Genomic DNA, 25,971 nt, shown 5'->3' with positions numbered 1-25,971 from the left:
GTGCGGGGCGGAGGCACGGCGGGTGCCTCAGAGGTGCCGGTTTTACCGAAAAGTCTTTGGCGTGCATTGACGTAATGATCAGATAAGCGCCAGGCTGGTATAGACCGGACCGGACCAGTGTGCGTTCCCTGGTCCCGCACCGTGTCCGCGCCCCTGGAGGAGTGAATGGATACCGTACGCGACGTCCTGATCTGGATCGCCAACAACGTCTTCGGACAGGTGGCCGTCCTCATCGGGCTGATCACGCTGCTGGGCCTGGTGCTGCAGGGCAAGCGCATCGAGGACATCGTCGGCGGCGCGCTGCGCGCCACCCTCGGGATCATCATCCTGTTCGTGGGCGTCGACCTGTTCACCGGCGGCCTGAGCAGCTTCCAGACGATCGTCTCCAGCGCGGTCGGCCTGGAGCCGCCATCCTCCGACAACACCCTCGACGACTTCCTGGCCAGCCACGGCGGCACGGTCGCGCTCATCATCACGCTCGGCTTCGCGCTGCACGTCGTGCTGGTGCGCGTCTTCCGCGCCGCCCGCTACGTCTACCTCACCGGCCACCTGATGTTCTGGATCAGCGTGGTGATCACCGCCTGCCTGGTGGAGGCGTTCGGCGACCTCTCCCAGCCGGTCCTGGTGGTGGTGGGCGCCGTGCTCATCGCCTGCTACTGGACGCTCCAGCCGCTGTGGATGCGCCCGTTCATGCGGCGGGTCACCGGGCGCGACGACTTCGGCTTCGGCCACACCACCTCCTCCCTGGGCCTGCTCACCGCGCTGGTGGCCCGCCCCTTCGGCGACCCCGAGCGGCACAGCACCGAGAACCTGAAGCTGCCGCGCCAGCTCTCCTTCTTCAAGGACGTCAACGTCAGCACCGCCCTGGTGATCGGCGTGATCCTGCTGGTGGCCATGGCCTTCGCCGACGACCGGGTGGTGGCCGAGGCCGCCGCGGCCTACGACCCCGACATCGACCCCTGGGCCTGGGGCGTGATCGCCGCGCTGCGCTTCGCCGGCGGCATCGCGATCCTGCTCTACGGCGTGCGGATGTTCCTCGCCGAGATCGTGCCCGCGTTCAAGGGCATCGGCGACAAGGCGGTGCCCGGCACCAAGCCGGCCCTCGACATCCCCACCCTGTTCCCCTTCGCGCCCACCGCCGTCATGCTCGGGTTCGTCGCCAGCACCGGCACTTTCCTGGTGCTGCTGGGCGTCTTCGCCGGGCTCGGCTGGTTCACCCTCGTGCCCCCGATGATCATGCTGTTCTTCGGCGGCGGGGCCGGCGGCGTGTTCGGCAACGCGGTCGCCGGATGGCGCGGCGCCCTGATCGGCGGCGTCCTCAACGGCGTGCTGCTGGCCGTCGGCCAGGCCGTCACCTGGGGCATGCTCGGCACCACCGCGCCCGAACTCGCCACGCTGGCCGACCCCGACTGGTACTTCATCGCCTGGCTGCTGATCGGCGTCGGCGCGGTCGTGCCCGGCGTCTGGCCGATCCCCATCGCCGTGGCGGCGGTGACCGTGGGCCTCCTGACCTGGCTGTCGGTGCGCGAGGGCCGCCGCGAGCGCGAGGAGCGCGAGCGGGCCGAGCGCGAAGCCGAGAGCGCCGAGCCCGCCGAGGCCGGCGGTACCGCCGACGCCGCCACGGCCCCCGGCGCGGCCGCCACCGACACCGCCGCCCCGGCCGGCTCGGAGGAGCCGCCGCGCGGCTGACCCGCCGCCCGCACCGCCCCCCGCGACCACGACCGAACACCACCGCCAAGGAGACCGCACATGTCCGCGTCCCGCCCGCTGTCCGTCCTGACCGTCTGCGGAGTCGGCATGGGATCCAGCCTCATCCTGAAGATGACCGCCGAGGACGCGCTGCGCGACCTGGGCGTCGAGGCGTCCGTGCAGAACACCGACATCTCCAGCGCCCGCAGCATGAACGCGGACGTGATCATCGGCCAGGGCATGCACACCGGCGAGCTGGCCGGGATCGCCCCGGTCGTGGTCAGCGTCGACAACTTCCTGGACAAGAGCGGCCTGGCCGAGCAGCTCCGCGGCGAGCTGTCCGGCCAGGGCTGGCTGTGAGCCGCCCGCCGCACCCGCACCCCCGACCCGCCCCCACTTCCCCGGAGAGGACCCGCACGGTGGAGCCACAGGCCAACGCGGTGGAGGACGCCGACTTCGGCGCGCTGATGCGCGAGGAGCTGGCCCGTGTCCAGCACCTGAACGAGGCGGCCCTGGCCGAGGTCGCCGACGTGCTGATGGAGCGCGTGGTGCGCGGCGACGGCGTCATCCTGGTCGGCGGCGCCGGCCACTCCCTCAACGCCGTGACCGAGGCGTTCTACCGGGCCGGCGGCCTGGCGATCGTCAAGCCGCTGTACGCGCCCGCACTGCTGCCGGTGCACGGCGCCTCGGCGAGTACCGCCGCCGAGCGCCGCCCCGGCCTGGCGGCCGAGGTCATGGCCAAGGCCGAGCCCGGCGGCTCCGACGTGCTGTTCGTGTTCTCCACATCGGGCGTCAACCCCTACCCCGTGGAGCTGGCCCGCGAGGCCGCCGACCGCCGGATCCCGGTGGTGGCGGTGACCTCGCGCGCGTGCAACGCCGCCGCGCCCCGGCGGGCGGGCACCACGCTCAGCGAGGAGGCCGACCACGTGCTCGACACCGGGGTGCGCCCCGGCGACGTGGCCTATCCGCCCTCGATCCCGGTCACCGGCGCGTTCTCCAGCCTGGCCAACGCCTACCTGTGGAACCTGCTGCTGGCCGAGCTGCACGACCGCGCCGCGGCGGCGGGGCTGCGGCTGCCGCTGTGGCGGTCCTCCAACATGGACGGCGGCGACGACTCCAACGCCCGGCTGCTGGAGCGCTACCTGCCGCGCGTCCCCGAACTCGGCTGACCCCGGCTCCGCCGGTTCGGCCCGACCCCGGTCGCCGCCGCCCCACCGCGGGCGGCGGCGATTTTTCATGCCCGCCGCCGCGTTTTGTGAAAAAGGGCGCTCGGCGTGCGGATCCGCCCTGCCGCGGCCATTTCCCCGAGTGGCCGTGAGTGGTGTTTTCGCAGGTCAGGAAAACGTGAATGTGGCGTTCGCATTTGCTTGGGTGTGGAATCCCGGCTAAAAATTGAGGGTTCCTCGACCACTCATGCCCAAGGGGTGTATTCAGCGTGCCCGAACGGGCCCGATTCCCTTTCCCGGTCTGCCCCCTCTGCCCACTCCCACACCGATCCACGGAGGCGACATGATCCACGCCCGGGGCCTGACCCGGCGCTTCACGGTCAAGCGCAAGGTCGTCGAGGCCGTGCGCGGCCTGGACCTCGACGTCGAGCAGGGCCAACTCGTCGCGTTCCTCGGCCCCAACGGGGCCGGAAAGTCCACCAGCCTGCGGATGCTCACCACGCTGCTGCCGCCCACCTCGGGCACGGCCACCGTCGCCGGCCGCGACATCGCCGCCGACCCCGACGGCGTCCGCGCCCGCATCGGCTACGTCGGCCAGAACAGCGGGGCCGGCGAGCAGTTCCGCGCCGGCGACGAACTCGTGGCCCAGGGTTACGCCTACGGCCTGACCCGGCGCGAGGCGCGGCGCCGGGCCGCCGAGGTCATGGACATGCTCGACCTCACGCCGCTGGCCGCCCGCCGGCCCTCCACGATGTCGGGCGGCCAGCGCCGCCGCCTGGACATCGCACTGGGCCTCATCCACCGCCCGCCGCTGCTGTTCCTGGACGAGCCCACCACCGGCCTGGACCCCCACACCCGCGCCGACGTGTGGCGGCACATCCTGCGGCTGCGCGAGCAGTACGGCATGACCCTGTTCCTGACCACCCACTACCTGGAGGAGGCCGACACCATGGCCGAGCGCGTGGTCGTGATCGACCACGGCCGCGTCATCGCCGACGGCACCGCCGCCCGCCTCAAGGCCGACCTGGCCGGCGACCGGGTGACCCTCACCGCCCAGGAGCCCGGCGACACCGCGCGCGCCGCCGCCACCGCCGGCCGGATCTTCGGCGCGGACCGGGTCGAGACCGAGGGAGGCGCCGTGCGGGTGCGGGTGCCCCGCGCCGAGGCGGCGCTGCCCGAACTCCTGCGCGCGCTGGAGGGCGAGGGCGTGCGGGTCGCCACCGCCGAGACCGCCCGACCCACCCTCGACGACGTCTTCCTCGCCCTCACCGGGCGCACCCTGCGCGAGGCCGAGGGCGGCGGCACCGCCGACACCGCCCTCGCCGACGGTACGGCCGACGCCGCCGGCACCGCCGGCACTCCCGGAACCGCAGCCCAGCCCACGGCCGCACCGGCCGCCGCACCGGAAGGGGACCGCGCATGACCGCGACCACCGCCGCCGCCCCCGGCACCGACTCCGGCGACGTCGTCCCGGTGCGGCGCACCTCGTTCGTCCGCGACGTGTGGACCGTGTTCTCCCGGGAGATCACCCCGACCCTGCGCGAGCCGCTGGGCCTGGCGTTCACGATGGCCCAGCCGCTGCTGTTCCTGTTCCTGTTCGGCCCGCTGCTGGGCGGCACCGGCGGGTTCGGCGGCGGTGAGGCGCCGTGGCAGTGGTTCGTGCCGGGCATCCTCGTCCTGCAGTGCCTGTTCGGGCCGATGATGGCGGGCTACAACCTGCTCACCGAACTGCTGGGCGGCTCGCTGGAGCGGATGATGGTCAGCCCGCTCAACCGCACGGCGATGCTGATCGGCCGCACCCTCAAGGAGTCGGTGCTGCTGGTGGCCCAGGCGGTGCTGATCATGGCGCTGGCCGTGCCGATGGGCTTCACCGTGCACGCGCCCGGCATCGCGGCCGGGCTGGTCCTGCTCACGGTCTTCGGGGTGGGGCTGGGCGCGCTGTCCTTCTGCCTGGCCATGGCCGCCCAGCCCAACGGCGAACTGTTCTACATGGTCACCCAGATGCTGCTGTTCCCGCTGCTGCTGCTCTCGGGCGTGCTGCTGCCGCTGGACTTCGGCCCGGCCTGGCTGCGGGCCGCGGCGGCGGCCAACCCGGTCGCCTACATCGCCGACGCCGAGCGCGCCCTGTTCGCGGGCGACTTCACCGACCCGTCGGTGGCCTACGGCGCGCTGGCGGCGGTGGCCATCGCGGTCGTGGGCCTAGTGCTGGGCACCCGCGCCATGCGGAAGGGGGTGTAGCGGCGGGCCGAGGAGTCCACGGCGCGCGCCCCGTCCGCCGCCCGGCGGACGGGGCCGGGCGCCCACGGGCGCGGGCCCGGCCCCCGCAGGGGAGCCGGGCCCGCGCCGCGGCGCTCTCAGCGGCGGGCGGCGCCGCGCTCGTCCTCGGCGGCGCGCTCCTCGTCCGCGCCGGCCGCCCCACCGGCCGGCACCGGGGCCAGCCGCTCGCCCTCGACGTCGACGTTGGGCAGCAGCGCGTCCAGCCAGCGCGGCAGCCACCACGCCGCCCGGCCGAACAGCGCCATCACCGCCGGGACCAGGGTCATCCGCACCAGGAAGGCGTCCAGCAGCACGCCCACGGCCAGCGCGAACGCGATCGGCCGGACCATCTCGTTGTGGCCGAACACGAACGCCGAGAACACCGCCACCATGATCACCGCGGCGACTCGCCAGGAGTTCGTCGATGTTGAGGGGCTTGGTGACGTAGTCGTCGCCGCTGTAGGTGAGCCCGGCGACGCGCTCGGTGTGGGCGTCCTTGGCGGTGAGGAAGACGATGCCCAGCCGGGGCAGCTCCCGGCGCAGGACGCGGCAGACCTCGAAGCCGTCGCCGTCGGGCAGCATGACGTCGAGGACGACGAGGTCGGGCCGGCGCAGGCGCGCGGCCTGGACCGCCTCGGCGGCGGTGGCGGCCGAGGACGCGGCGAAGCCGTGGAAGTCCAGCACGGTGGTCACCATGTCGACGATGTTGGGTTCGTGGTCCACGACGAGGACTCTGGGTCGGGTGGTCATCGGGCGTCCAGGGAATCGGAGTCGGATGAGAAAGAGATGAGAACCGGCCCGGCGGGCGTGCCGCGCGGGGGCAACCTTGGCGACGGCAGGGGTGTCGCCCCTGTTCAGGAGTGTGCGAGCGGTGGCGCGTGGCGTGGGGCACCAAGGGCGCTGAGTGCGCGGACGGCACTGGGGAGGGGTGGCTTGGGTGGGCGGTGGTCGGTGCTCGTCTCAGTGGTGGGGGTGGTGACGGGGGCGGCGAGGACGGCGGGTGGCTGGGGGAGCGGGCATCCTCCCGGGGGCGGGCGGCTGGTGTGGTGACGGGGCGCCGAGGGCGGCGGGCTCCTTCGGTCGTGGTCGCCCACCGGCTCTGTGGCGTGCGGGAGGCGAAAACCGCTGGATCGCGGGCACGTGCCGTTCCTTTATGGGGCTTATGCCGGATTCTGAGAGCCGGGGGAGGCCTTTGGGGGCGGCACAAGGGTGCAGTTGTCCACGATGTGAGAGGCAAGGGGCCGGTGTCAGTTTGTTTTGTGGTGCTATGTCGGAATTGAAGTGCGACGATCTAGCGTTTTCGGTGCTTTGTGCGGCCGGGGATGCTAGATCGTCGCGCTCGGAGCTCATCTGTCTCACTAGGTGAGATGAATGGCCTGGGTAGTCGCTTTCCCGGCGCCTTCGGCGGCGCGCGCCGTCCATCGGTGCTGACTCGTCGCGCCTCCTCAGCCGCCGGTCCGGTGCCGCCTTGGCCGTCCCGGGATGGCGCGCGATGCCCGCGCGCGGCGGCCCGCTGCCTTTTGGCGCCTCGTCGGGGCCTTGGCCATTCGGCGCCCGGGCGATTGCCGCTGGCCGGGCTCGCGCGCTGCCCTTGGTGCCCCGTTGCCGCCCCGGCCACTCGGGGCGGTGCCGATGGTCGCCACCCTGCGGGCATGCTGCCCTCGGTGCCTCGGTGCCTCGGTGCCTCGGTGCCTCGGTGCCTCGGTGCCTCGGTGCCTCGGTGCCTCGGTGCCTCGGTGCCTCGGTGCCTCGGGCGCCGTCCGCCCCCGCCCTTCCCCCGGCGTCGGGTGCCGGGCGCACCCGGTGAGCCGGGCATACCGGTCATTCCGGGCTGGCCCGGCGTGCCTGGTTGGCGGATCCGGGTGGACCCGCGACCGGGCGGGCCGGTCACGAGGCGGTGCGTTGGGCCCAGGGGAGGGGGACGGTCAGTTCGACGCGGGTGCCCTCCATGGGGCCGCTGCCGATCTTGATGTCGCCGCCGAGCTGCTCGACCCGCTCGCGCATGGAGATCAGCCCGTGGCCGCCGGTGGGGTCGGCGGGACCGGGCGGGTCCTCGACCGCGAACCCGACGCCGTTGTCCTCCACCACCACGCTGACCGTCTCGGGCATGATCTCCACGACCACCGAGGCGCGCGAGGCGTCGGCGTGCTTGTCGACGTTGCGGATGCACTCGCGGATGATCACGAACAGCTCTTCGCGCTGGTGGCGGGGCACCAGCGCCTCGTCGCCGTTGATGCGCACGTCGAACTTGGTCTCGGGCAGCGCGCAGCGGGCGAACATCCGCAGCTTCTCGGCGATGTCGCCGTTGGCGCGGTAGGTCCGCAGTTCGGCCACGAGCCGGCGGGCGTCGTCCATGAGGTCGTTGAGCGCCTTGCGGGCCATCGTGAAACGGGTCTGGGCCTCGGGCGAACCGCGCTCGCTGTAGACCTCGTAGAGGTCGAGGTTGCGGTGCACGAGGCTGATGCCGCTGCCGATCCAGTCGTGGACGTCGCGCGCCAGCCGGCGGCGGTCGGCCGCCAGCATCTCCTGGCTGGGACGGCGCACGCCGCCGTCGTGGCCCTGGATGAGGCCGATCACCCGCACCGAGATGCTCTCGTGCAGCGCGCGCAGCCACAGCGCCACGGCGTGCACGCCGTCGGGCTCGTCGCGGAACAGTTCGGTGGCGGCCTCGGAGGCGACCTGGAACAGGATGTCGGTGACCCGCAGCACCTCGGCGGTGTCGAGCTCGGCGCAGTCGGCGCGGTCCTGCGACATCGACCGGCGGGGGATGCTGCCGTGGTCGATGATGACGGTGCCGCTGCGCACACTGGCGAAGCAGTCCTCCAGCGCGGCGTCGGCCTGGCGCAGGACCTCCTCCATCGACTTGGGGTCGGGGACGGCGCCGCCCAGTGTCAGCAGCCGGGACCGGAACGCCTCCAGCACCCTCTCCTTGCGGTCGCGGTGGGAGTGCCCGCGCGCCTTGCGCAGGAGCCCCCGGCGTACGCTCTTCGCCCTACTGTTGCCTGGCATGCCCCTCCGACCTCGGGGGGTGCGCGCTCGGTCGCGCGGGCGGCCGCCCCTTATCAGGGTGGCGCCCATCGCGCGCCCGGTCCGTGGACCGCCGGCCGCGTACCGCGCCCCGGCGCCCGCCCCCGCCTGCTCGTCGTGCCCAAGCGAACCGCTGGGCGCGATCGCCCGGGTGGCCGCTTGCTGCCCCTTCGTCCCCGCTCGTCCCCCCGCCGCGGTGCGCCCGGCGCGCGGCGCCGGACCGGCTGTCCGTGCCCCCGAACGGTCCGCGACGGTGGCTGTGCGAACCGGCCGCGGCCGCGTGCGGCGGAAAGCGCGAGGCGGACGTGGGGACCTCCTCCATTCGGCCGCGGTGTCGGAATCATACGATACGCGGTTACCGGAGAAATCGGCATATTCGTCGCCAAATTCGCTTTCCCGGAATGGCCGGATGCGGATGCCAAGTGGAAAGTTTGATTCCCTTTCCATCGGTGCGGCACGGGAACGCGGCGGGGTGTTTCGGTCGTGTTACACACCCGCCGCGTCCACGCGTCTTCCGGCCGGTCGGCGGCTAGGCCGCCGACGTGAAAACCAGAACCGCGTTCTGTCCGCCGAAGCCGAAGGAGTTGCTCACCGCGACATTCGACTTGTGCTCGCGCGCCGCCCCCGAAACCACGTCGAGGTCGATCTCGGGATCCTGGTGTTCCAGGTTGGCGGTGGGCGGCACCGTGCTGTGCTCGACGGCCAGGACCGAGAACACCGCCTCGATCGCGCCGGCCGCGCCCAGCGTGTGCCCCACTACCCCCTTGGTGGAGGTCACCGCCGCCCGGTCGCCGATGAGCCGGCGCAGCACCCGCGCCTCCGCGGCGTCGTTGAGCGGAGTGGAGGTGCCGTGGGCGTTGACGTGGTCGACGTCGGCGGGGGAGACCCCCGCGTCGGCCAGGGCCGCCGTGAGCGCGCGGGTCACGCCCACGCCCTCGGGGTCGGGGGCGGTGATGTGGTGGGCGTCGTCGGAGGCGCCGTAGCCCGCCAGCCGGGCGTGCACGCGCGCGCCCCGCGCCCGCGCGTGCTCGGCGCGCTCCAGCACCAGGATGCCGCTGCCCTCGCCGATCACGAACCCGTCGCGGTCGGCGTCGAAGGGGCGCGACGCCGTCTGCGGTGCGTCGAGCCGCTTGGTGGACAGTGCCCCCATCTGGGCGAACCCGGTGGTCACCACCGGCAGGACCCCGGCCTCGGTCCCGCCGGTGATCACCACGTCGCAGGTGCCGTCGCGCAGCAGCCCCAGCGCGCACCCGATCGCGGTGGCGCCCGAGGCGCACGCGGTGGCGGTCACGAAGTTGGGCCCGGTGGCGCCGAACTGCAGCGCCAGGTGCCCGGCGGCCATGTTGGGGATCATCATGGGGATGAGCAGGGCCGACACCGCCTGCGGGCCGACCTCGTGCATCCGCTTGTGCTGTTGGTCGTAGCTGCGCAGCCCACCCATGCCGCAGCCCAGCACCACGCCCACCCGGGCGCCGTCCCAGGTGGCGGGGTCGAGGCCGGAGTCGGCGACCGCCTCGCGCGCGGCGACGATCGCCATCTGCACGAACCGGTCGTAGATCAGCGAGGCCCGCTTGCCCACCAGCTTGTTGGGGCTGAAGTCGGGGACTGTGCACGAGATGTCGACCGGCAGCCCGGCCAGCTCGGGGTTCCGGGCGGCCGCGGAGGCCCCCGAGCACACCCCCGCCCAGCTGGCGGCGGTGCCGATCCCCGCCGCGGTGACCAGGCCCAGCCCGGTCACCGCGACGTCGGGGCGCCTCACGATCCCGCCGCCGCGGTCGCGGCCTCGATGAGCTTGGCGGCCTGGCCCACGGTGTCGCTGGGCGACGCGGAGTCCTCGCTGATGGTCACGCCCATCTCGGACTGGATGACCAGCAGCAGCTCCACCAGGAACAGGGAGTCCATCTCCAGGTCCTCGAACGTGACGTCGGGGGAGATGTCCTCGCGGCTCACCTCGAAGCGGGTGACCAGGATGTCGACAAGCTGGTCGTAGGTCGTGGTCGTGCTCATGGTCCAGGCTCCTCGTTGGTTGGGTGTTGCGTGGTCGAGGCCGGCCGCGTGGCGCGGCGCGGCCGGGGCGGGCCGGGTCAGGTCCGCTGCAGCCCCGGCCAGGTCAGCACGGTCGAGCCCCAGGTCAGCCCGCCGCCGAAGGCGGTGAGCAGGACGTGCTCGCCCGCGCGCAGCACTCCCTCGGCGTCGGCCTCGGCGAGCGCGATCGGGATGGAGGCCGCGCCGGTGTTGCCGACGCGGTCGATGTTGACGAGCGCCCGGTCGCGGGGGACGCCCAGCTCGTCGGCGAGGTGGTTGATGATCCGCAGGTTGGCCTGGTGGCTGACCAGCCGGTCCACCTCGTCCAGCCGCCGGCCGGCGCGCTCCAGCACCGCCCGGCAGGACTCGGCCATGCGGGTCACGGCGTGCCAGAACACCGCCCTGCCCTGCATGGCGAAGTAGTGGTCGGCGGGGCCGGGCGGGCTGCCCGACAGCCGCTGGCGCGAGCCGCCGGCGCGCACCGTGATCAGGTCGGCGCCCTCGCCGTCGCTGCCCAGCACCGTGGGGCCCAGCGCGCCCAGCTCGTCGGCTTCGCCCGCGCGCAGCAGCACCCCGCCCGCGCCGTCGCCGAAGATGACCGAGGTGGAGCGGTCGTCGGGGTTGAGGACGCTGGAGTGGGTCTCGGCGCCGATCAGCAGCACGCGTTCGGCCGTGCCCGCGGTGATCAGGCCCTGCGCGGTGGCCAGCCCGTAGACGAACCCCGTGCACACGGCGTTGATGTCGAAGGCCATGGCGCCGCCCAGCCCCAGCCGGGTGGCCACCGTCGGCGCGGTGCCCGGGCAGGGGCGGTCGGGGGTCATGGTGGCCACCACCACGGCGTCGGCGGTGGTCTCGCCGGCCGACTTCAGCGCCTGGGCGCCGGCCTCGACGGCGAGGTCGGAGGTGGCCATGCCCTCGGAGGCGAAGAACCGCTGCCGGATCCCGGTGCGCGTGCGGATCCAGGAGTCGCTGGTGTCCATGGCGGCGGCCAGGTCGTCGTTGGTCACACGGCGCGGGGGCAGGTAGGAGCCCACCCCGGCGAGCACGGCGGCGCGGGTCATCGCGCGCCCGCCCGGCCGGGGGGCCGCCGGCGGCCGGCGGAGTGGGGGGAACTGCGGTGTGCGGTCATGGTCGCGCGCTCCTTACGGCGGCACGGCGGCTGGGATCGCGGGCCCGCGGCCGGTCGGCGGTCCGGCGAGTCGCGCTTTGAGTCTCTCCGAGCGCGCTGATCGCCGGTTGACACGCCGCTGACGCCGGGCTGACGCCTCCGCGGGCGCATCGCCGCAGCCTAGAGAGGGTCAGGCGGCGGTCAGCGCCGTGTCAGGGGCGGCGGCGACGATGGCCGGCGCACCGCCCGCCGGGCGGCCCCGCGCCCCGGGCCGGCGCCCGCCGGCCCCGCGCGGGCGGGAAGCCCGGCGCCCCCGGGGCGTGCGCCGGGCGCCCGCCCCCGATGGAACCGTGCCGCGGCGGCCCCCAGGGCGGCCGCCGCGGCAGGCGAACAGGCGCGGGCCCGCCCCCGGAGCGCGGCTGCGCGCGGGGTGCGGGCCCGTGGTGGTGCGGCGGGGCGCCGGGCCGGCCTCAGCCGGCGGGCGCCAGCGCCGGGTCGTGGTTGAGGATCTCGGAGTAGCGGCGCTGGAGCGGCAGCCCAGGCTCCAGGCCCAGCTCGGCGTTGAGCAGGCGGCGGGTGCGGTGGAACAGCTCCAGCGCCTCGCCCTGGCGGCCGCAGCGGTACAGCGCGAGCATGAGCTGCTCGCAGAAGCGCTCGTGCAGCGGATGCTGGCCCACCAGCAGGCGCAGCTCCGGAACGGCGCGGCGCTCGTCGCCCACGGCCAGCCGGGCGGCCACCAGGTCCTCCCAGGCGGTGAGCCGGCGTTCGTCGAACAGGGCGGCCGCGGCGCGGCAGCGCAGGCCGTCGCCGGCGTCCAGCAGGGCCGGGCCGCGCCACAGCTCCAGGCCGCGCTGCAGCAGCTCCACGGCCCGCTCGGGGTGGGCGGCCACCGCCGCGCCCCCCTGCGCGGCGAGGTCGAGGAACCGGTTGCCGTCGACCGCCTCGGGCGCCACGTCCAGGACGTAGCCGTTGCGCACGCTGCGCAGCAGGTCGGCGCCCGCCCCGCGGGTGGCCGCCGGGCCCTGCAGCAGCCGGCGCAGCCGGGTGGCGTGGGCCTGCAGCGCGTTGCGGGAGTTGCCGAGCGTGTTGGTCGACCACAGCTCGTCGCACAGCTCGTCGTGGGAGATGGCCACGCCGGGGCTGAGGGCCAGGGTGGCCAGCATCGTCCGCACCTTGTTGGCACGGACCGGATGGCGCTGGCCGCGCGCCACGATGGACACGTTGCCAAGGATCTCGATCTGGATCTCGCTGTGCACTGCACTCCTCAGGGTCGTGCGGGGTGAGGCGCGGCGGGCCGCGCCTCCCGTGGCCGACGGGGTCGGGCCGAGCGGCGCGGCCGGGACGGGACGGGAGCTCACGAGACCGCGCGGAAGCGCGCCGGGACCGCGACGGCGCGGGCGCCCCGGCGGCCGTCGGCCATCAGGATCTCGTGCTGGAGGCGCTGCGCCTCCTCGGACGGCTCCAGGCCGAGCTCCTCGTTGAGCACGCGGCGCAGGTCGTGGAAGGCGGCCAGTGCCTCGCCGCGGCGCCCCGATCGGTGCAGCGCGGTGATGAGCTGGTCGTGGTACCACTCGTTGAGCGGGTTGGCGGCGATGAGGGAGCGCAGCTCGGGCACCAGCTCGCGGTGCCGGCCCAGCAGCATGTCGGCCTCGATGCGCAGCTCCAGGGCGTGGTGGTGCACCTCGTCCAGGTAGGTGACGTGGCGCGAGAGCACCGGGCCCACCGACGTGTTGGCCAGGGCCCGCCCCCGCCACAGCCCCAGCGCCTCGCGCAGCCGGCGCGCGGCGTCCTCCACCCGGTCCTGCCGCAGCAGGGCGCGGCCCTGCTCGACGTACTCGGTGAAGAGCGTGGCGTCCAGCTGCTCGGGCTGCAGCCGCAGCAGGTAGCCGGTGCGCTCGGTGGTGAGCATCTCGGCCAGCTCGCGGGTGGCCGGGTCCTGGGCGAGCGCCCGGCGCAGGTGGTAGACGTGCGTGCGGATGGTGCCCGTGCCGTTCTGCGGCGGGCGGTCGTCCCACAGCTCCTCGGCCAGGGTGTCGACGTCGACCACCTGGTTGGCGCGGAGCAGCAGCAGTGCGAGAACCTTGCGCACCTTGACGCCGTTCGGTAACCGGACTCCGAAATCCGTCCTCAGCTCCAACGAGCCGAGAACGCTGAAGTAAATCATCTAAGCCCTCGTATCTTCATCAATTCGGAAGTAAGCGATTGTCGAATGCGTGAGCGATCGGTTACTGTTCGCACAGAGCTTTTTCAGGACGGGTTCTCTGTGACGCAGACCACGTGTATGCTGGCTGGGCTTTCGGGGCTTCCCGGGAAAACGGGCTTCAACGACATTTCTAGCAGCCGGGTTCCGCAGGCCAACAGGTAGAAGCATCCAAGGTGGGAAGAAAATGTTTCTTTAGTGGTATTGCGCGGACCCGAAGTGGCACAGCGAATGCGTCCGCGTGGCGATGAACGGCGCGCTGCACCTGCTCAATCCTTGAGCACGTAGGAGTACACCTGCGCAGCCCGCCGTTTGTCACACGAAGGAGCCGATCCCGTGAAGCCAACCGTTCCGGTGCTCGTCGTCGGCGCCGGCCCCACCGGACTCGCGCTGGCGAGCGAGCTGCTGCGGCAGGGCGTGGACTGCCGCGTCGTCGACCGCGCCGCCAACCGGCCCACCCACCAGGCCCGGGCGCTCACCATGTGGGACGGCGCGCTCGACGTCCTCGCCCGCCACGGGATCGCCGACGAGGTCATCGCCCGCGGGATCCCCATGACCGCCGCCCGCTACTGGTCGCGCGGCCGCAACTTCGCCACCGTGCGCTTCGGCGCCGGGTCCGTCGCCGAGGGCGCCGCCAACCCCCTCATCATCACCCAGCCCCAGGTCGAGGAGGTCATGGTCGCCCGCCTGGCCGAGCTGGGCGGCGCCGTGGAGTGGAACACCGCCCTGACCGCCCTCACCGACCGCGGCGACCACGTCGAGGTCCGCCTGGAGGGGCCCGACGGCGACGAGGAGGAGCTGACCGCGGCCTGGGTGGTGGGCTGCGACGGCAACCACAGCACCGTCCGGCGGCTGTCGGGCATCGCCTTCGGCGGCAGCACCTACGGGCGCAGCTTCATCCTGGGCGACGGCGACATCGACAACCCCGTCGTCCCCGGCGAGGCCCACTACATCCTGGACCCGGCCGGCGTCCTGGTGCTGGTGCCGCTGCCCGACGGCAAGCTGCGCATCTTCGCCGACGCCACCACCGTGGGCGACCTGGAGACCGCGCCCACCGCCGAGGAGCTGCAGCGGCTCGCCGACGAGCGCGCCCCCTTCCCGCTCAAGGTCCACGACCTCCAGTGGAGCACCCGCTTCCTGGTGCACCTGCGCCAGGCCACCAGCTACCGCGCCGGGCGCTGCCTGGTCGCCGGCGACGCCGCCCACGTGCACAGCCCCGCCGGCGGGCAGGGCCTCAACACCGGCATCCAGGACGCCGCCAACCTCGCCTTCAAGCTCGCCCTGGTGATCCAGGGCTGCGGCGCCGCCGACACGCTGCTGGACAGCTACGAGGCCGAGCGCGAACCCGTCGCCGCCGACGTCATGCGCTCCTCCCACACCCAGACCCGGCTGTGGACCGTCCGCTCGCCGATCGCCCGCTGGGCGCGCGACACCCTCATGGGCCGCGCCGCCCGCAGCGGCCTGCTGGAGCGCCGCCTGGTCCCCGCCATGGCCCAGATCGACCTGGACTACCGCAAGAGCCCGGCGGTGGGCCCCGGCGGCGGACGCCGCGCGCTGCGCCGCGGCCTGGCCGACGCCGAGCTGGTGCCCGCCTCCGGAGGCGGGCGCACCCGCGTCTCCACGCTCCTCCAGTCGCCCCGGCACACCCTGCTCGTCCTGCCCGGCGCCGACACCGCCGGCGCCGCCGCCGTGCTCGCCGAGGCCGCGCCCCTGGCCGACCGCGTCAGCGCCCACGTACTGCTGACCCCCGCCGACCACGCCCGCGCCGAGGGCGGCGGCCTGCCGCCCGAGCACACCTACCTGCTGCCCGCCGACTACCCCGGCCCCTCCGGCGACCTCGCCGGCGCCCGGGTGGTCCTCGTGCGCCCCGACGGCTACGTCGCCGGCACCTCCCGGGAGCTGGCGGCCGCCGAGCTGCTGCGGCCGGTGGCCCCCGCCGCGCCGCGCCTGGCGCAGGCGCCCGGCGCCTGACCACCCGGCCGCCGCGCCCGCGGCGGCACCCGGCGGCGGGTCGGAGTCCGGCCCGCCGCCGTCCCGCGCCCCCACCGCACGACCCGAGCGCACCCACCTGCCTGTTCGAGCCGGAGAGAAACCTGATGTTCGCAAGACTCGACAAGCTGACAGCGCGGCCCGTGCTCGTGCTGGTCGTCTCGCTCGCCTTCGTGGCGGCCATGATGGTGCTGGGCTCCGGCGCCGCGTCCCGGCTGCTCAGCGGCGGCACCGAGGACCTGTCCTCGGAGTCGGCGCGGGCCACCGAGGTCATCGACGAGCGCTTCCCCGGCAGCCGGCCCAACCTCGTGCTGCTGGTGCGCCCCACCGCCGAGGACACCCCCGTGGAGCACCCCGACGTGGTCGCGGCCGGGGAGGACCTGGTCGAGCGGCTGGAGGCCGAGGAGGGGGTCACCGGGGTCACCTCCTACTGGACAAGCGGCGCGCTGCCGCTGCGCTCCACCGACGGCCAGGCCGCGATGATCACCGCCCGCATCACCGGCGACGAGAACACCGTCTCCGAGACCTTCACCCGCCTGGCGCCGGAGTTCCGCGGCGAGCAGGGCGACGTCGCCGTGGAGCTGGGCGGCGAGGCGGCGGTGCGCACCGAGACCGAGTCCACCGTCGAGGCCGACACCGTGCGCGGCGAGCTGTTCGCGCTGCCGATCACGCTGGTGATCCTGCTGTTCGTCTTCCGCAGCGTGGTCGCCGCGCTGGTGCCCCTCATCGTCGGCGTGGTCACCATCGCCACCACCAACGGCGTGCTGCGGGTGATCACCGAGTTCGCCGACGTGTCGATCTTCGCCCAGAACCTCGCCACCGGCCTGGGGCTGGGGCTGGCCATCGACTACGCGCTGCTGTTCCTGCGCCGCTACCGCGAGGAGCGCGAACGGCGCCCCGAGGTCCGCCGCGCCGTGGGCGCCACCATCGCCACGGCCGGGCGCACCGTGGTGTTCTCGGCCCTGACGGTCGCGGTGGCGCTGTCGTCCATGCTCGTGTTCCCGCAGTACTTCCTGCGGTCCTTCGCCTACGCCGGGATCCCCGTGGTGCTGTTCTGCGCGGCGGCCGTGCTGGTGCTGGTGCCGGCCGCGCTGGTGCTGCTGGGCGACCGCATCGACGCGCTCGACGTCTACCGGATGCTGCGGCTGCGCCGCCGCGCCGCGGCCACCGAGTCCGACGAGCGGCAGAGCGGGCGCACCTGGTACCGCCTGGCGGTGGCGGTCATGCGCCGCGCGCCGCTGTTCGCCGTGGGCACCACCGCGCTGCTCCTGCTGCTGGCGGTGCCGTTCCTGCGGGTGGAGCTGGGGCCGGCCGACCACCGCCAGCTGCCCGGCCACTCCGAGTCGCGCCAGGTCGCCGAGGCCGCCGAGGAGGAGTTCCCCGGCCGCGCCGACGGCGGCATCGACGTGCTGCTGCCCGTCACCGCCGAGGACCCCGCCGAGGACCCGCTGCTGGTGCCCACCCGCGCCGCCGAGCTGTCGGAGATGGACGGGGTGTTCGCGGTCGTCACCCCGCTGGGCACCTTCCAGGAGGGCGCCCTGGCCTACGCGCCCACCCCGGTGGACACCGAGCGCATCGCCGGGGACCGCATGGCGTTCTCGGTGGTGCCCGAGGAGGACATCGCCGCGGTCTCGCCCGAGAGCCGGGCCCTGGTCGAGGAGCTGCGCGAGATCCCCGGCGCGCTGGTGACCGGGCAGGCGGCGACCTTCTTCGACGCCCAGGACGCGCTGGCCGAGCGGCTGCCGGTGGCGCTGGCGATCATCGTCGTCGCCGCCCTGGTCCTGATGTTCCTGTTCACCGGCAGCGTCCTGGTGTCGGTGCAGACCCTGGTCCTCAACGGGCTGAGCCTGACGGTGATGTTCGGCGCGGCCGTGTGGATCTGGCAGGACGGCAACGGCGCGGCGCTGCTGGGGTTCGACCCCATCGGCCAGATCGAGACCACGCTGCCGGTGCTGATGTTCTGCCTGACCTTCGGGCTGTCGATGGACTACAACATCATCGTCCTGTCGCGCATCAAGGAGGAGTACGACCGCGGCGGCGACCACCGCGCCGCGATCGCCCTGGGCCTCCAGCGCACCGGCGGCCTGGTCACCGCCGCCGCGCTGATCCTGGCCGTGGTGCTGTTCGGCATCGGCTCCTCCCAGATCACCAACATGCAGATGCTGGGCATCGGCGTGGCCCTGGCGATCCTCATGGACGCCACCGTGGTGCGCGGGTTCCTGCTGCCGGCCCTGATGGCGCTGACCGGGCGCGCCACCTGGTGGGCGCCCGCGCCGCTCCAGCGCTTCCAGCGGCGCTTCGGCCTGCGCGACGAACCGGAGCCGGACGCGCCGCCCGCCGATCCCGCCGGCCCCGCCCCGCACCGCCCGGTCCCCGCGGCCGCTCCCGCGCCCGCGGCCGCCCGACCCGGCGGCGAACCGCCCGCCGAGCCGTCCATGGAGCCCTCCGGGCCCACCGGCCGGACCTGACCACCCCCACGACGAGGAGTCGCACCATGTGCTCGCCCCAAGTGATCCTGGCCGCGATCGGCGCGCAGGACCAGCACGTGTGCCGGTGCCACCAGGCGGGCGCGGACGCGCCGGAGGCCGGCGCCCGCACCGACGGACACCCCGGCCACGCCGGAAGCACCGTGGACCGCCGCCCCCGCCCGGCCGGGCCGCAGGCCCGCGCGGCCGAGGCGGACGCCTCAGCGGCGCCCGGCCGCGCCGCCACCTCCCGGCGCACCGCGCTGCGGGCCGCCGTGGCCGGTGCGCTGGGCCTGGCCGGCACCGCCGTGCTCGCCGCCTCGCCGGCGGCGGCCGCGGCCGCGCCGGCCGACCCCCCGGCCCCCTCCGACTATCCGGAGTCGGTCCCCGACATGCTGCGCCGGGGCGGCCGGCGGATCGTGGACCTCACCCACCCGCTCAGCGCGGACTTCCCGGTGTTCCAGTTCTACGTGCGCAAGCCCGAGCAGCGGCAGGTCATGTTCGAGGACGTGATGGGGTTCAACTCCGCGGAGTGGACCTTCAACGAGCACGCCGGCACCCACATGGACGTGCCGGCGCACTCCGAGGCGGGCCTGGCCACCGCCGACGAGATCCGGCTGGAGGACCTGGTCGCCCCCCTGGTGGTGGTGCGCATCGCCGACCGCGCCGAGCGGGAGAACACCACCGAGTTGACCGTGGACGACCTGCGCGGCTGGGAGCGCGAGCACGGCCGCATCCCCGAGGGCGCGTTCGTGGCCATGGACAGCGGCTGGTACCGGCGGGTGGACGACGCCGAGGCGTTCCTCCAGTTCGACCGGGCGGCCGAGGTCATGCGCTTTCCCGGCGTCAGCGTGGAGGCGGCGGAGTTCCTGATCGCCGAGCGCGACATCGTCGGGTTCGGCACCGACACCACCAGCCTGGACGTGGGCACCCGGGTGGAGCCGCTGACCCACCGCACGCTGCTGACCACGGGCCGCTACGGGCTGGAGAACCTGGCCGCGCTGGACCAGGTGCCCGAGCGCGGGGCCACCCTCATCGTCGGCGTGCCCAAGCTGCGCGGCGGATTCGGCGCACCCGTGCGGGCCATGGCCTTCCTCTGACGGACGCCCATCGCTACGATAGTGAGCAGTACCGCTATCCGTTTTCCCTCTTGCGGACTCCCTGCCTTGCCGGGAAAATGGATAGGGTCGGTACCGATAGTGGGTAGCGTCGCTATTTGAGTACCGTCATTCGATCTTCGCTCCAGTCCGACGGCGGGCGATCACCGAGGGAGAGGCAAGGACGACCATGTTTTCCGCACTAGGCCAGTTCTGCATCCGGCACCGTCGATGGGTGTTAGCCGTCGCCGTCCTGTTCATCGTCCTCGGCGGGGTCTGGGGGGCCGGGGCGGGGGGCACGCTCGGCGGCGGAGGCGGGCTCGACGACCCCCACGCCGAGTCCACGCAGGCCGACGAGATCCTCCAGGAGGGCGACCTCGGCCGCAACACCGCCGATGTCATCGTCGTCTACGAGAGCGACGACATGACGGTGGACGACCCCGAGTTCCGCCGCCTGGTCGAGGAGGCGGTGGCCCGCGTCCCCGCCGACGCCTACGACTGGCAGCGCAGCCACTGGGAGCCCGGACCCGGGCCCATCGAGGCCGACGACTACGTGTCGGAGGACCGCCACAAGACCTACATCACCTTCCAGCTGCCCGGGAGCAGCGAGGAGGAGCGGGTCGAGCACTACCAGAACACCGACTTCGAGGCGCTGCTGGAGGTCGAGGAGCTGGAGGAGCGCTTCGGCGGGCTGATCGCGGTCAACGACCAGTTCAACGGCATCAGCGCCGAGGACCTGGGTGTCATCGAGCTGGTCGCCACGCCGCTGCTGCTCGTCCTGCTGCTGTTCGTCTTCCGCAGCGTGATCGCCGCGCTCCTGCCGCTGTCCATCGCCATCGTGGTGGCCGTCGGATCGCTGGCCGTGCTGCGCCTGGTCGGCGGGTTCGTCGACCTGTCCACCATCGCGATCAACGTCGTCATCGTGCTGGGCCTGGGCCTGGCCACCGACTACGCGCTGCTGATCGTCAACCGGTTCCGCGAGCAGCTGGCCAAGGGCCAGCCGGTGGCCGAGGCGGTCACCCGCACCATGGCCACCGCCGGGCGCACCGTGGTGGTGTCGGGTCTGACCGTCGCCGCCACGCTGGGCGGCCTGCTGGTGTTCCCGTCGCGGTTCCTGATGTCGCTGGCCTGGGCCGGTGTCAGCGTGGTGATCTTCGCGGTCATCGCGGCCGTCACCGTGCTGCCCGCCCTGCTCTACATCGTCGGCCCCCGGGTCAACTCCCTGCGGGTGCCGCTGCCGCGGTTCGGCCGCCGCCGCGACGCGCGGCACGGCGCCGAAGGCGGCGGCCAGGGCTGGTACCGCACCGCCCACGCCGTCATGCGCCGGCCGGTGCTCACCACCGTGTCGCTGGTGCTGGTGCTGATCACCCTGGGCCTGCCGCTGCTCAGCGCCAACTGGGCGCGGCCCGCCGAGTGGGCGCTGCCGCCGGGCACCGACAGCCTGGTGGTCACCGAGGAGCTGGCGGAGGACTTCGGGTTCGACCCCAGCAAGATCGTCACCGTGGTCGTGCGCATGCCCGGCTCCGCCGAGACGCCCCAGGCGCAGGCGCAGCTGGAGGAGTTCACCGACGAGATGGTGGCCACCGAGGGCATCACCCGCGGCTCGGTCACCGGCACCGACGGCGACCTCGCCCGGATCACCCTGTACTACCTGATGGACCCCATGGGCCCCGAGGCCGGGCCCATGACCGAGGAGCTGCGCGCGCTCGACCCGCCGGAGGGCGCCGAGGCCCTGTTCACCAACCGCCCCTTCGGTGTCGTCGACATGCTCGACATGCTCTGGGAGCGGCTGATCTGGATGGGCCTCATCATCGCGGTCGTGTCGTTCGTGGTGCTGTTCATGGCCTTCGGGTCGGTGATCCTGCCGATCAAGACGCTCGTCCTCAACGCGCTGTCGCTGTCGGCGGCCTACGGCGGCATGGTGCTGATATTCCAGGAGGGATACCTCTCAGGCCTGCTGAGGTTCGAGTCGCCCGGTTACATCGACGCCAACATGCCGCTCCTCGTTGCGGCCGTGGCCTTCGGCCTGGCCATGGACTACGAGGTGTTCATGCTGGCCCGCATCCGCGAGAACTACCTCAAGACGGGCGACACCGTGGAGTCGGTGGCCTACGGCGTCCAGCACACCGCGCGCATCGTGACGGCCGCGGCGATCCTGCTGGGCGTGGTGGTCGCCTCGTTCATGCTCACCCGCATCAGCGTGCTGATGATGATCGGCGTCGGCCTGGTGATCGCACTGGCCGTCGACGTCACCATCGTGCGCGGACTCCTCGTGCCCGCCACCATGCGGCTGCTGGGCCGGTGGGCCTGGTGGGCGCCGGCGCCCATGGCCCGCTGGTGGCAGCGCTGGGGCATCCCCGAGGAGAGCGGCGACGACGATGACGACCCGGCCGCGCCGGGGACCCCGCCGTCGCCCGCCCGAGACTCGGCCGTGGCCCCCAAGGGCCAGACCGCCGCGACCTGACCCCGCGCGGCCGGCGGCTCCGTCCACCGCCGAGACCAGGAGCCCGCCGCCCCGGCCCAGCCGGGACGGCGGGCTCCGCCGTTGCGCGCCCCGGGGGCGGGCGCACGCCGGTCCGGGGGTGGGTGGCTGGTGTACGCGGCGTGGCGGCGAGGGGGTGGTGGGAGCCCTGGGTGTCTCACCATGTGGTCACTCGGACTTCCGTGTGGCCTGGTGGGTGCCTTCGGGATGACCCTGCGAGGGCGCGAAAGGGGCAGAGGGCGACAAAGCGCCGTCCTGTATACCGGCGACATCCGGGTTTCGGTCACCGTCCCGGCCGCATCATCCGCCAAGCCTCCACGCCGCCGACCTTACGTCTTCACGGCGCGGCCCCTCCCCGCACGCCCTCGCCGCCCCCGACGCGACCGCAGCCGACCACGAACAGCGCCGCTTATCGGTGTCCTCGGCCCCTGCCTGCCGTCGCCGCCCCGTTGGCGCCCTGACCCCCGCTGTGAGGACCGTTGCTCGCCGCCCCGGGCCCTGCTCACCCTCGCCGCCCTCGTCGCCGCCTCGGCCCCCGCCGCGAGGTCCGGTGGTCGCCGTCCCAGACCGGAAGTCCGCCGGCCACCATGTCCTGTCCTGGCCTGCCCTGTCGCGCCGAAGGGCCGCCCGGCGCCGGGCGCCGGGCGGCCCTCCTTCGTCGGTCAGGCCCGGGGCCCGGCCCCCGGTGCCGGGCCCCGGGCCGCCGGTCCGGCGCCGGGCGCCGACGCGGCCCCCGCACCCCCCGGACCCCCAGCGGCCCCCGCGGGCGCGGGCCGTCCGTAGGTCAACCGGCGCAGCAGGATCTCGGCCGGGCCCCGGTGCGCCGCGCGGCGCATCAGGTCGGCCAGCACCAGGGAGGCCGTCCACACGCCCACCGCCACCAGGGACGCCTCGGTCACGCTCAGTTCGGCGCCCAGGTTCAGCGCGTAAGGGGTGAACAGCAGCACGAACACCACCGACTGCAGCAGGTAGAAGCTCATCGACCGCTGGCCCAGCGCCTCCACGGCGGTGGCCAGGCGCCCCCGGGCCGCGTCCAGCCGCAGCGCCAGCAGGCCCATCAGCGCCGCCCAGCCCAGCCCGCCGGCGAACCCGGCAGGGTAGTGCAGGGTCGCCAGCAGTTGGTCCAGGGGCGCGGGCGGCGGCGTCCACGCGCCCGAGTACATCAGCGCGGCCGGCAGCCCGCCGACCACGGCGGTGCCCAGCCCGGCCACGGCGGTGACGACCAGGGGGCGGCGGTAGCGCGCCGGCTCGTCCAGGATCCGCCGCCGCGCCGCCCAGAAGCCCATCAGCAGCGCGGGGGTGACCCCCAGGATGCGTCCGGCGAACTCCACCGGCAGTGACTGGAACCGGTGGGCGGCCGACACCCAGGGGTCCTGCATGGTCATGGAGGTGGTGATGATCCCCGGCTCCCCGGCCAGGGCGCCGCCCGCCACGATCCAGCCGATGGCCGGCGTGGGCAGCATGGCCAGGCCGGCCCCCCACAGCAGCGCCCGGTCGGAGACCCGCAGCAGGCCCACGAACAGGATCGACACCAGCCCGTAGACGGCGATGATGTCCACGAACAGCAGGGTGTGGGCCAGCCCGATGACCACCATCCACAGGCCGCGGCGGCTGATGATCCGGCGGATCGGCCCCCACTCCTCGGCGCCGCGCGCCTGCTGGCGCAGCATGATCTGCACCAGGCCGTAGCCGAACAGGAAGGCGAACAGCGGGCGGGCCCGCTGGTCCACGAGCAGCGTGCGCACCGTCTCCACCATCCGGTCGGCGCCGGTGGCCTCACCGGTGGCGATGAACAGCGGAGCGTGGGCCAGCGCGATGAGCAGCAGCATGTAGCCCCGGGTCAGATCCGGCGCGAGCGAGCGCGTCCGGACGTCCACCGGGCCAGGTGCGGGTCCACCTGTCGATTTCACGTTGTCTCCTGTTCCTGACCTTCGGTCATGGCGTGCGGGTACGGGTGGGTGCCCGCCTCGGGGACGGGGCGGGGGGTACCCGCGGGGACGAACGGGGCGGGGGCGTCCGGGCGGGGCGTCCCGGCGCCGGCCGGCGCTCCGGCGAACCGGGGGCGCCGCCCGCCACCGCGCGCCCCCGCCGCGGCCAACCGAAAAGAACCGGGCGGGTCGGCCCGGTTCTTCTCGGCGCCGGACGGGGGCGCTCAGGGGTCTGCGTGCGGGCCCCGCGGGGCGGTGGTCGGTCGGAGGAGGGGCGAGGGCGGCGGACGGCAGGGGCCTCACTCGGCGATGCGGGTGCGCCCGGTCCACTGGAAGACGGGGGGCCGGCCGCGCCCCAGTGTGGAGACCACGCACTCGAAGTGCTCGTAGCCGCCGTTGTGCAGGAGCTTGATCGTGGACTCCCCGGCCCGGAGCCGGTGGACGCGCAGTTCCGCGGGGATGTCCGCGGGCCCGCCGACCAGGACGACCTCGGTGGCGTCCTCGGCGTCGCCGGTACCGGGGACCTCCGCGACCGCGGGCACGCTCACCTCCCCGGAAGGGGGGTCAGCTCGACCCGCCCCTCGGCCAGGCGCTTGCCGAACTGGTGCAGCCCCACCTCGACGGTCACGGCCCCCTCGGCCGACACCTCGGCCACGGCCGCCGTGCACTCCAGCAGGGAGTCGAACTCCCCGAAGCTGGTGAAGCGGGTGGAGCAGCCGGTGACGGCCATCAGCGGCGAGTCCGCGGCCCCGGTGCGGGTGGCGGTGACCAGCGCGGCCTGGCGGAACCCCTCCACGATGAAGGGCCCCGGCACGTGGTCGTAGTCGTGGTCGAAGAACGAGGGGTGGGTGCGGTCCACGACGAACGCGAACCGCGCCTCGCCGGCCCCGCTCGCGGCGGGGGAGTCGCCGACGACCACGTTGCGCCGGTCCAGCCGGCCCACCAGCTCCGGGGCGAAGGCCGGCGGCGGGGTGTAGGGCTCCCCGGCGGGCTTGCGCGAGAGCTGGAAGCGGCGCAGCGCGGCGTAGTCGTCGCGGGCCAGGAACACGACGTCGGCGTCGATCGTCATGGCCTGCCGCCCGCCGACGGCGACCTCGCCGCGCAGCCGCATCTGGCTGAAGTCGGCGCCCCGGTCGGCGCGGTCGGCCACCGTGTAGCGCAGAATCCCCTCCAGTGGGGCGGTCCCGCTGTCGCGGTAGCACTCCAGGTCCGCCACGGCGAACTCGAAGCGCTGCAGGGTGAAGGGCAGCCCCACCGGCACGCCCAGGTGCCGGTGCAGGGCCACGAACGAGCCCTGGCGGGCGGCCTCGGCCACCGAGAAGGTGTCGTGGAAGGGCGTCGTCCGGTCGAACCACAGCGTGTGCGCCCGGGGCAGCTGGAGGGCGAGGAAGACGTCGCCGTCGGGGCCCGCCGCCGAGTCGGCGACGAACACCTCGCCCAGCGCCCGGCGGTGGGCCACCGAGCACGGCACGGTCTGCTCGAAGCTGAGGGCGTCGAGGGGCGGCGCGAGGGCCTGGGTCGATTCGGTCATAGGGCGTGATCTCCTGCTCGGCGCGGACTGCGGATCGAATACGGGGTCGGGGTGCCCGCCGGGAGCGCCGGGCCGCGCGGGCGGCCCGGCGCCGTCCGCCCCGGCGCGCGGCGCGGCCGCCGCGCCGCGCGCCGGGGCGAAGGGCGCGAACGCGCCCGCCGGTCAGGCCGGGCGGACGACGCTGCGCCAGACGGTGTCCAGCACCCGGGCCGGGGCGTTCTCCAGGTAGAAGTGGCCGCCGGGGAACAGGTGGGCCTCGAAGCCCGCGCGGGTGTGGTCGCCCCATCCCGCCAGGTCGGCGGCCGACACCGTGGCGTCGGTCTCGCCGCCCAGGGCGGTGATCGGGCAGGGCAGCGCCGGGCCGGGCCGGTAGGTGTAGGAGTTGGACAACTCCAGGTCGGCCCGCAGGATCGGGGTGAAGTGGTCGCGCAGCTCGGCGGAGTCGCGCACCGCCGCGGGCACGCCCGCGTAGGCCCGGTCGACCGCGTCGAGCAGTTCGGCGTTGCCCGCCGGCAGGTCGATCCGGAAGCGGGGCTGCTGCGGCGCGGTGCGCGCCGACACCAGCAGGTGCACCGGCGGCTCGCCGGCGCGGGTCATGGCCCGCGCCACCTCGAAGGCCAGGGCGGCGCCCAGGCTGTGGCCGAACAGCGCGACCGGGCCGGGCACCTCCTCCAGGACGGCGGCCGTGGCCTCCTCGACCAGCGGCCCCCACGCGCCGGCCAGCGGCTCGCGGGCGCGCCCGGCGCGGCCGGGCAGGGTGACCGGCCACACCTCGATGTCGGGCGCCAGCGCGGCTGCCCAGCGGTGGTAGGCGGCGGGGCCGCCGCCGGAGTGCGGGAAGCACACCAACCGCACGGTCGCGGCCGGCTGCGGCGCGGCGGCCCGCAGCACCGCCGGGCGGGTGCGCAGCAGGGCGGCGGTCTTTCGCGGTGCGGAGGCGATGGTCATCTGGACTCCCTCCCGGCGGCCGGGGCGGACCCGGCGCCGGACTCGGCTCGGTCGGGGGTG

20 protein-coding genes and 1 pseudogene are annotated in these 25,971 nt (G+C 74.1%); 9 read left to right on the top strand and 12 right to left on the bottom strand.

The window, feature by feature from the left end:
- Window positions 1–165: 165 nt before the first annotated feature.
- The 5 genes from HNR12_RS07690 (at window position 166) to HNR12_RS07670 (ending at window position 5,093) form a co-directional block, all read left to right on the top strand.
- Window positions 166–1,689, top strand: coding sequence for a PTS ascorbate transporter subunit IIC (locus HNR12_RS07690; RefSeq protein ID WP_179766833.1), 1,524 nt, complete (start codon window positions 166–168; stop codon window positions 1,687–1,689).
- A gap of 60 nt (window positions 1,690–1,749) precedes the next feature.
- Window positions 1,750–2,049 (top strand): PTS sugar transporter subunit IIB, encoded by a 300-nt coding sequence (locus tag HNR12_RS07685; RefSeq protein WP_217781520.1) that lies wholly within the window; start codon window positions 1,750–1,752, stop codon window positions 2,047–2,049.
- 59 nt (window positions 2,050–2,108) lie between these two features.
- Entirely contained in the window at window positions 2,109–2,858 is a 750-nt protein-coding gene (locus HNR12_RS07680) for a sugar isomerase domain-containing protein (protein ID WP_308118943.1), read from the top strand.
- Between the two features lie 340 nt (window positions 2,859–3,198).
- Entirely contained in the window at window positions 3,199–4,278 is a 1,080-nt protein-coding gene (locus HNR12_RS07675; RefSeq protein ID WP_179766832.1) for an ATP-binding cassette domain-containing protein, read from the top strand.
- On the top strand, window positions 4,275–5,093 hold the full coding sequence (locus tag HNR12_RS07670; RefSeq protein ID WP_179766831.1) for an ABC transporter permease: 819 nt from the start codon (window positions 4,275–4,277) through the stop codon (window positions 5,091–5,093). The genes HNR12_RS07675 and HNR12_RS07670 overlap by 4 nt, the downstream gene beginning before the upstream one ends.
- Before the next feature lie 116 nt (window positions 5,094–5,209).
- On the opposite strand, the gene HNR12_RS07665 is transcribed toward HNR12_RS07670, so the two are convergent.
- The 8 genes and pseudogenes from HNR12_RS07665 to HNR12_RS07630 form a co-directional block, all read right to left on the bottom strand.
- A complete protein-coding gene (locus HNR12_RS07665) occupies window positions 5,210–5,494 on the bottom strand; it encodes an MMPL family transporter (protein WP_338119740.1) in 285 nt (94 codons plus the stop codon).
- A gap of 85 nt (window positions 5,495–5,579) precedes the next feature.
- Window positions 5,580–5,807, bottom strand: a pseudogene (locus HNR12_RS07660) (response regulator); the annotation flags it as partial.
- Between the two features lie 1,191 nt (window positions 5,808–6,998).
- Window positions 6,999–8,120: a sensor histidine kinase gene (locus HNR12_RS07655; protein ID WP_179766830.1), complete on the bottom strand. Its 1,122-nt coding sequence runs from the start codon at window positions 8,118–8,120 to the stop codon at window positions 6,999–7,001.
- Window positions 8,121–8,667: 547 nt separating this feature from the next.
- On the bottom strand, window positions 8,668–9,897 hold the full coding sequence (gene fabF / locus HNR12_RS07650; RefSeq protein ID WP_179766829.1) for a beta-ketoacyl-ACP synthase II: 1,230 nt from the start codon (window positions 9,895–9,897) through the stop codon (window positions 8,668–8,670).
- On the bottom strand, window positions 9,894–10,145 hold the full coding sequence (locus tag HNR12_RS07645; RefSeq protein WP_179766828.1) for an acyl carrier protein: 252 nt from the start codon (window positions 10,143–10,145) through the stop codon (window positions 9,894–9,896). The genes fabF and HNR12_RS07645 overlap by 4 nt, the downstream gene beginning before the upstream one ends.
- A 77-nt stretch (window positions 10,146–10,222) precedes the next feature.
- Window positions 10,223–11,224: a beta-ketoacyl-ACP synthase III gene (locus HNR12_RS07640; RefSeq protein WP_179766827.1), complete on the bottom strand. Its 1,002-nt coding sequence runs from the start codon at window positions 11,222–11,224 to the stop codon at window positions 10,223–10,225.
- Window positions 11,225–11,741: 517 nt separating this feature from the next.
- Window positions 11,742–12,527: an AfsR/SARP family transcriptional regulator gene (locus HNR12_RS07635; RefSeq protein WP_308118955.1), complete on the bottom strand. Its 786-nt coding sequence runs from the start codon at window positions 12,525–12,527 to the stop codon at window positions 11,742–11,744.
- Between the two features lie 98 nt (window positions 12,528–12,625).
- Entirely contained in the window at window positions 12,626–13,360 is a 735-nt protein-coding gene (locus tag HNR12_RS07630) for an AfsR/SARP family transcriptional regulator (RefSeq protein ID WP_217781517.1), read from the bottom strand.
- Window positions 13,361–13,807: 447 nt separating this feature from the next.
- On the opposite strand from HNR12_RS07630, the gene HNR12_RS07625 reads away from it, so the two are divergent.
- From HNR12_RS07625 to HNR12_RS07610, 4 genes are all read left to right on the top strand, one after another.
- Window positions 13,808–15,442, top strand: coding sequence for an FAD-dependent monooxygenase (locus tag HNR12_RS07625; RefSeq protein WP_179766825.1), 1,635 nt, complete (start codon window positions 13,808–13,810; stop codon window positions 15,440–15,442).
- 125 nt (window positions 15,443–15,567) lie between these two features.
- Complete coding sequence (locus HNR12_RS07620; protein WP_179766824.1) at window positions 15,568–17,928, top strand: MMPL family transporter; 2,361 nt, start codon at window positions 15,568–15,570, stop codon at window positions 17,926–17,928.
- Window positions 17,929–17,954: 26 nt separating this feature from the next.
- A complete protein-coding gene (locus HNR12_RS07615) occupies window positions 17,955–19,025 on the top strand; it encodes a cyclase family protein (RefSeq protein ID WP_179766823.1) in 1,071 nt (356 codons plus the stop codon).
- 232 nt (window positions 19,026–19,257) lie between these two features.
- Window positions 19,258–21,486, top strand: a complete 2,229-nt coding sequence (locus HNR12_RS07610; RefSeq protein ID WP_218901888.1) for an MMPL family transporter — start codon at window positions 19,258–19,260, stop codon at window positions 21,484–21,486.
- 680 nt (window positions 21,487–22,166) lie between these two features.
- On the opposite strand, the gene HNR12_RS29475 is transcribed toward HNR12_RS07610, so the two are convergent.
- From HNR12_RS29475 to HNR12_RS07590, 4 genes are all read right to left on the bottom strand, one after another.
- Window positions 22,167–23,414 (bottom strand): DUF418 domain-containing protein, encoded by a 1,248-nt coding sequence (locus HNR12_RS29475; protein WP_179766821.1) that lies wholly within the window; start codon window positions 23,412–23,414, stop codon window positions 22,167–22,169.
- A gap of 317 nt (window positions 23,415–23,731) precedes the next feature.
- Window positions 23,732–23,974: a DUF5988 family protein gene (locus HNR12_RS28295; RefSeq protein WP_179766820.1), complete on the bottom strand. Its 243-nt coding sequence runs from the start codon at window positions 23,972–23,974 to the stop codon at window positions 23,732–23,734.
- Between the two features lie 2 nt (window positions 23,975–23,976).
- Window positions 23,977–24,963: an AfsA-related hotdog domain-containing protein gene (locus HNR12_RS07595; RefSeq protein ID WP_179766819.1), complete on the bottom strand. Its 987-nt coding sequence runs from the start codon at window positions 24,961–24,963 to the stop codon at window positions 23,977–23,979.
- A 162-nt stretch (window positions 24,964–25,125) separates the two neighbouring features.
- Complete coding sequence (locus tag HNR12_RS07590) at window positions 25,126–25,911, bottom strand: thioesterase II family protein (protein ID WP_179766818.1); 786 nt, start codon at window positions 25,909–25,911, stop codon at window positions 25,126–25,128.
- Window positions 25,912–25,971: the final 60 nt, after the last annotated feature.

The sequence above is a fragment of the Streptomonospora nanhaiensis genome, from assembly GCF_013410565.1.
GTDB lineage: Bacteria > Actinomycetota > Actinomycetes > Streptosporangiales > Streptosporangiaceae > Streptomonospora > Streptomonospora nanhaiensis.
Note: the sequence above shows the minus strand (reverse complement) of the source record. Positions and strands in the feature narration are given on the sequence as shown.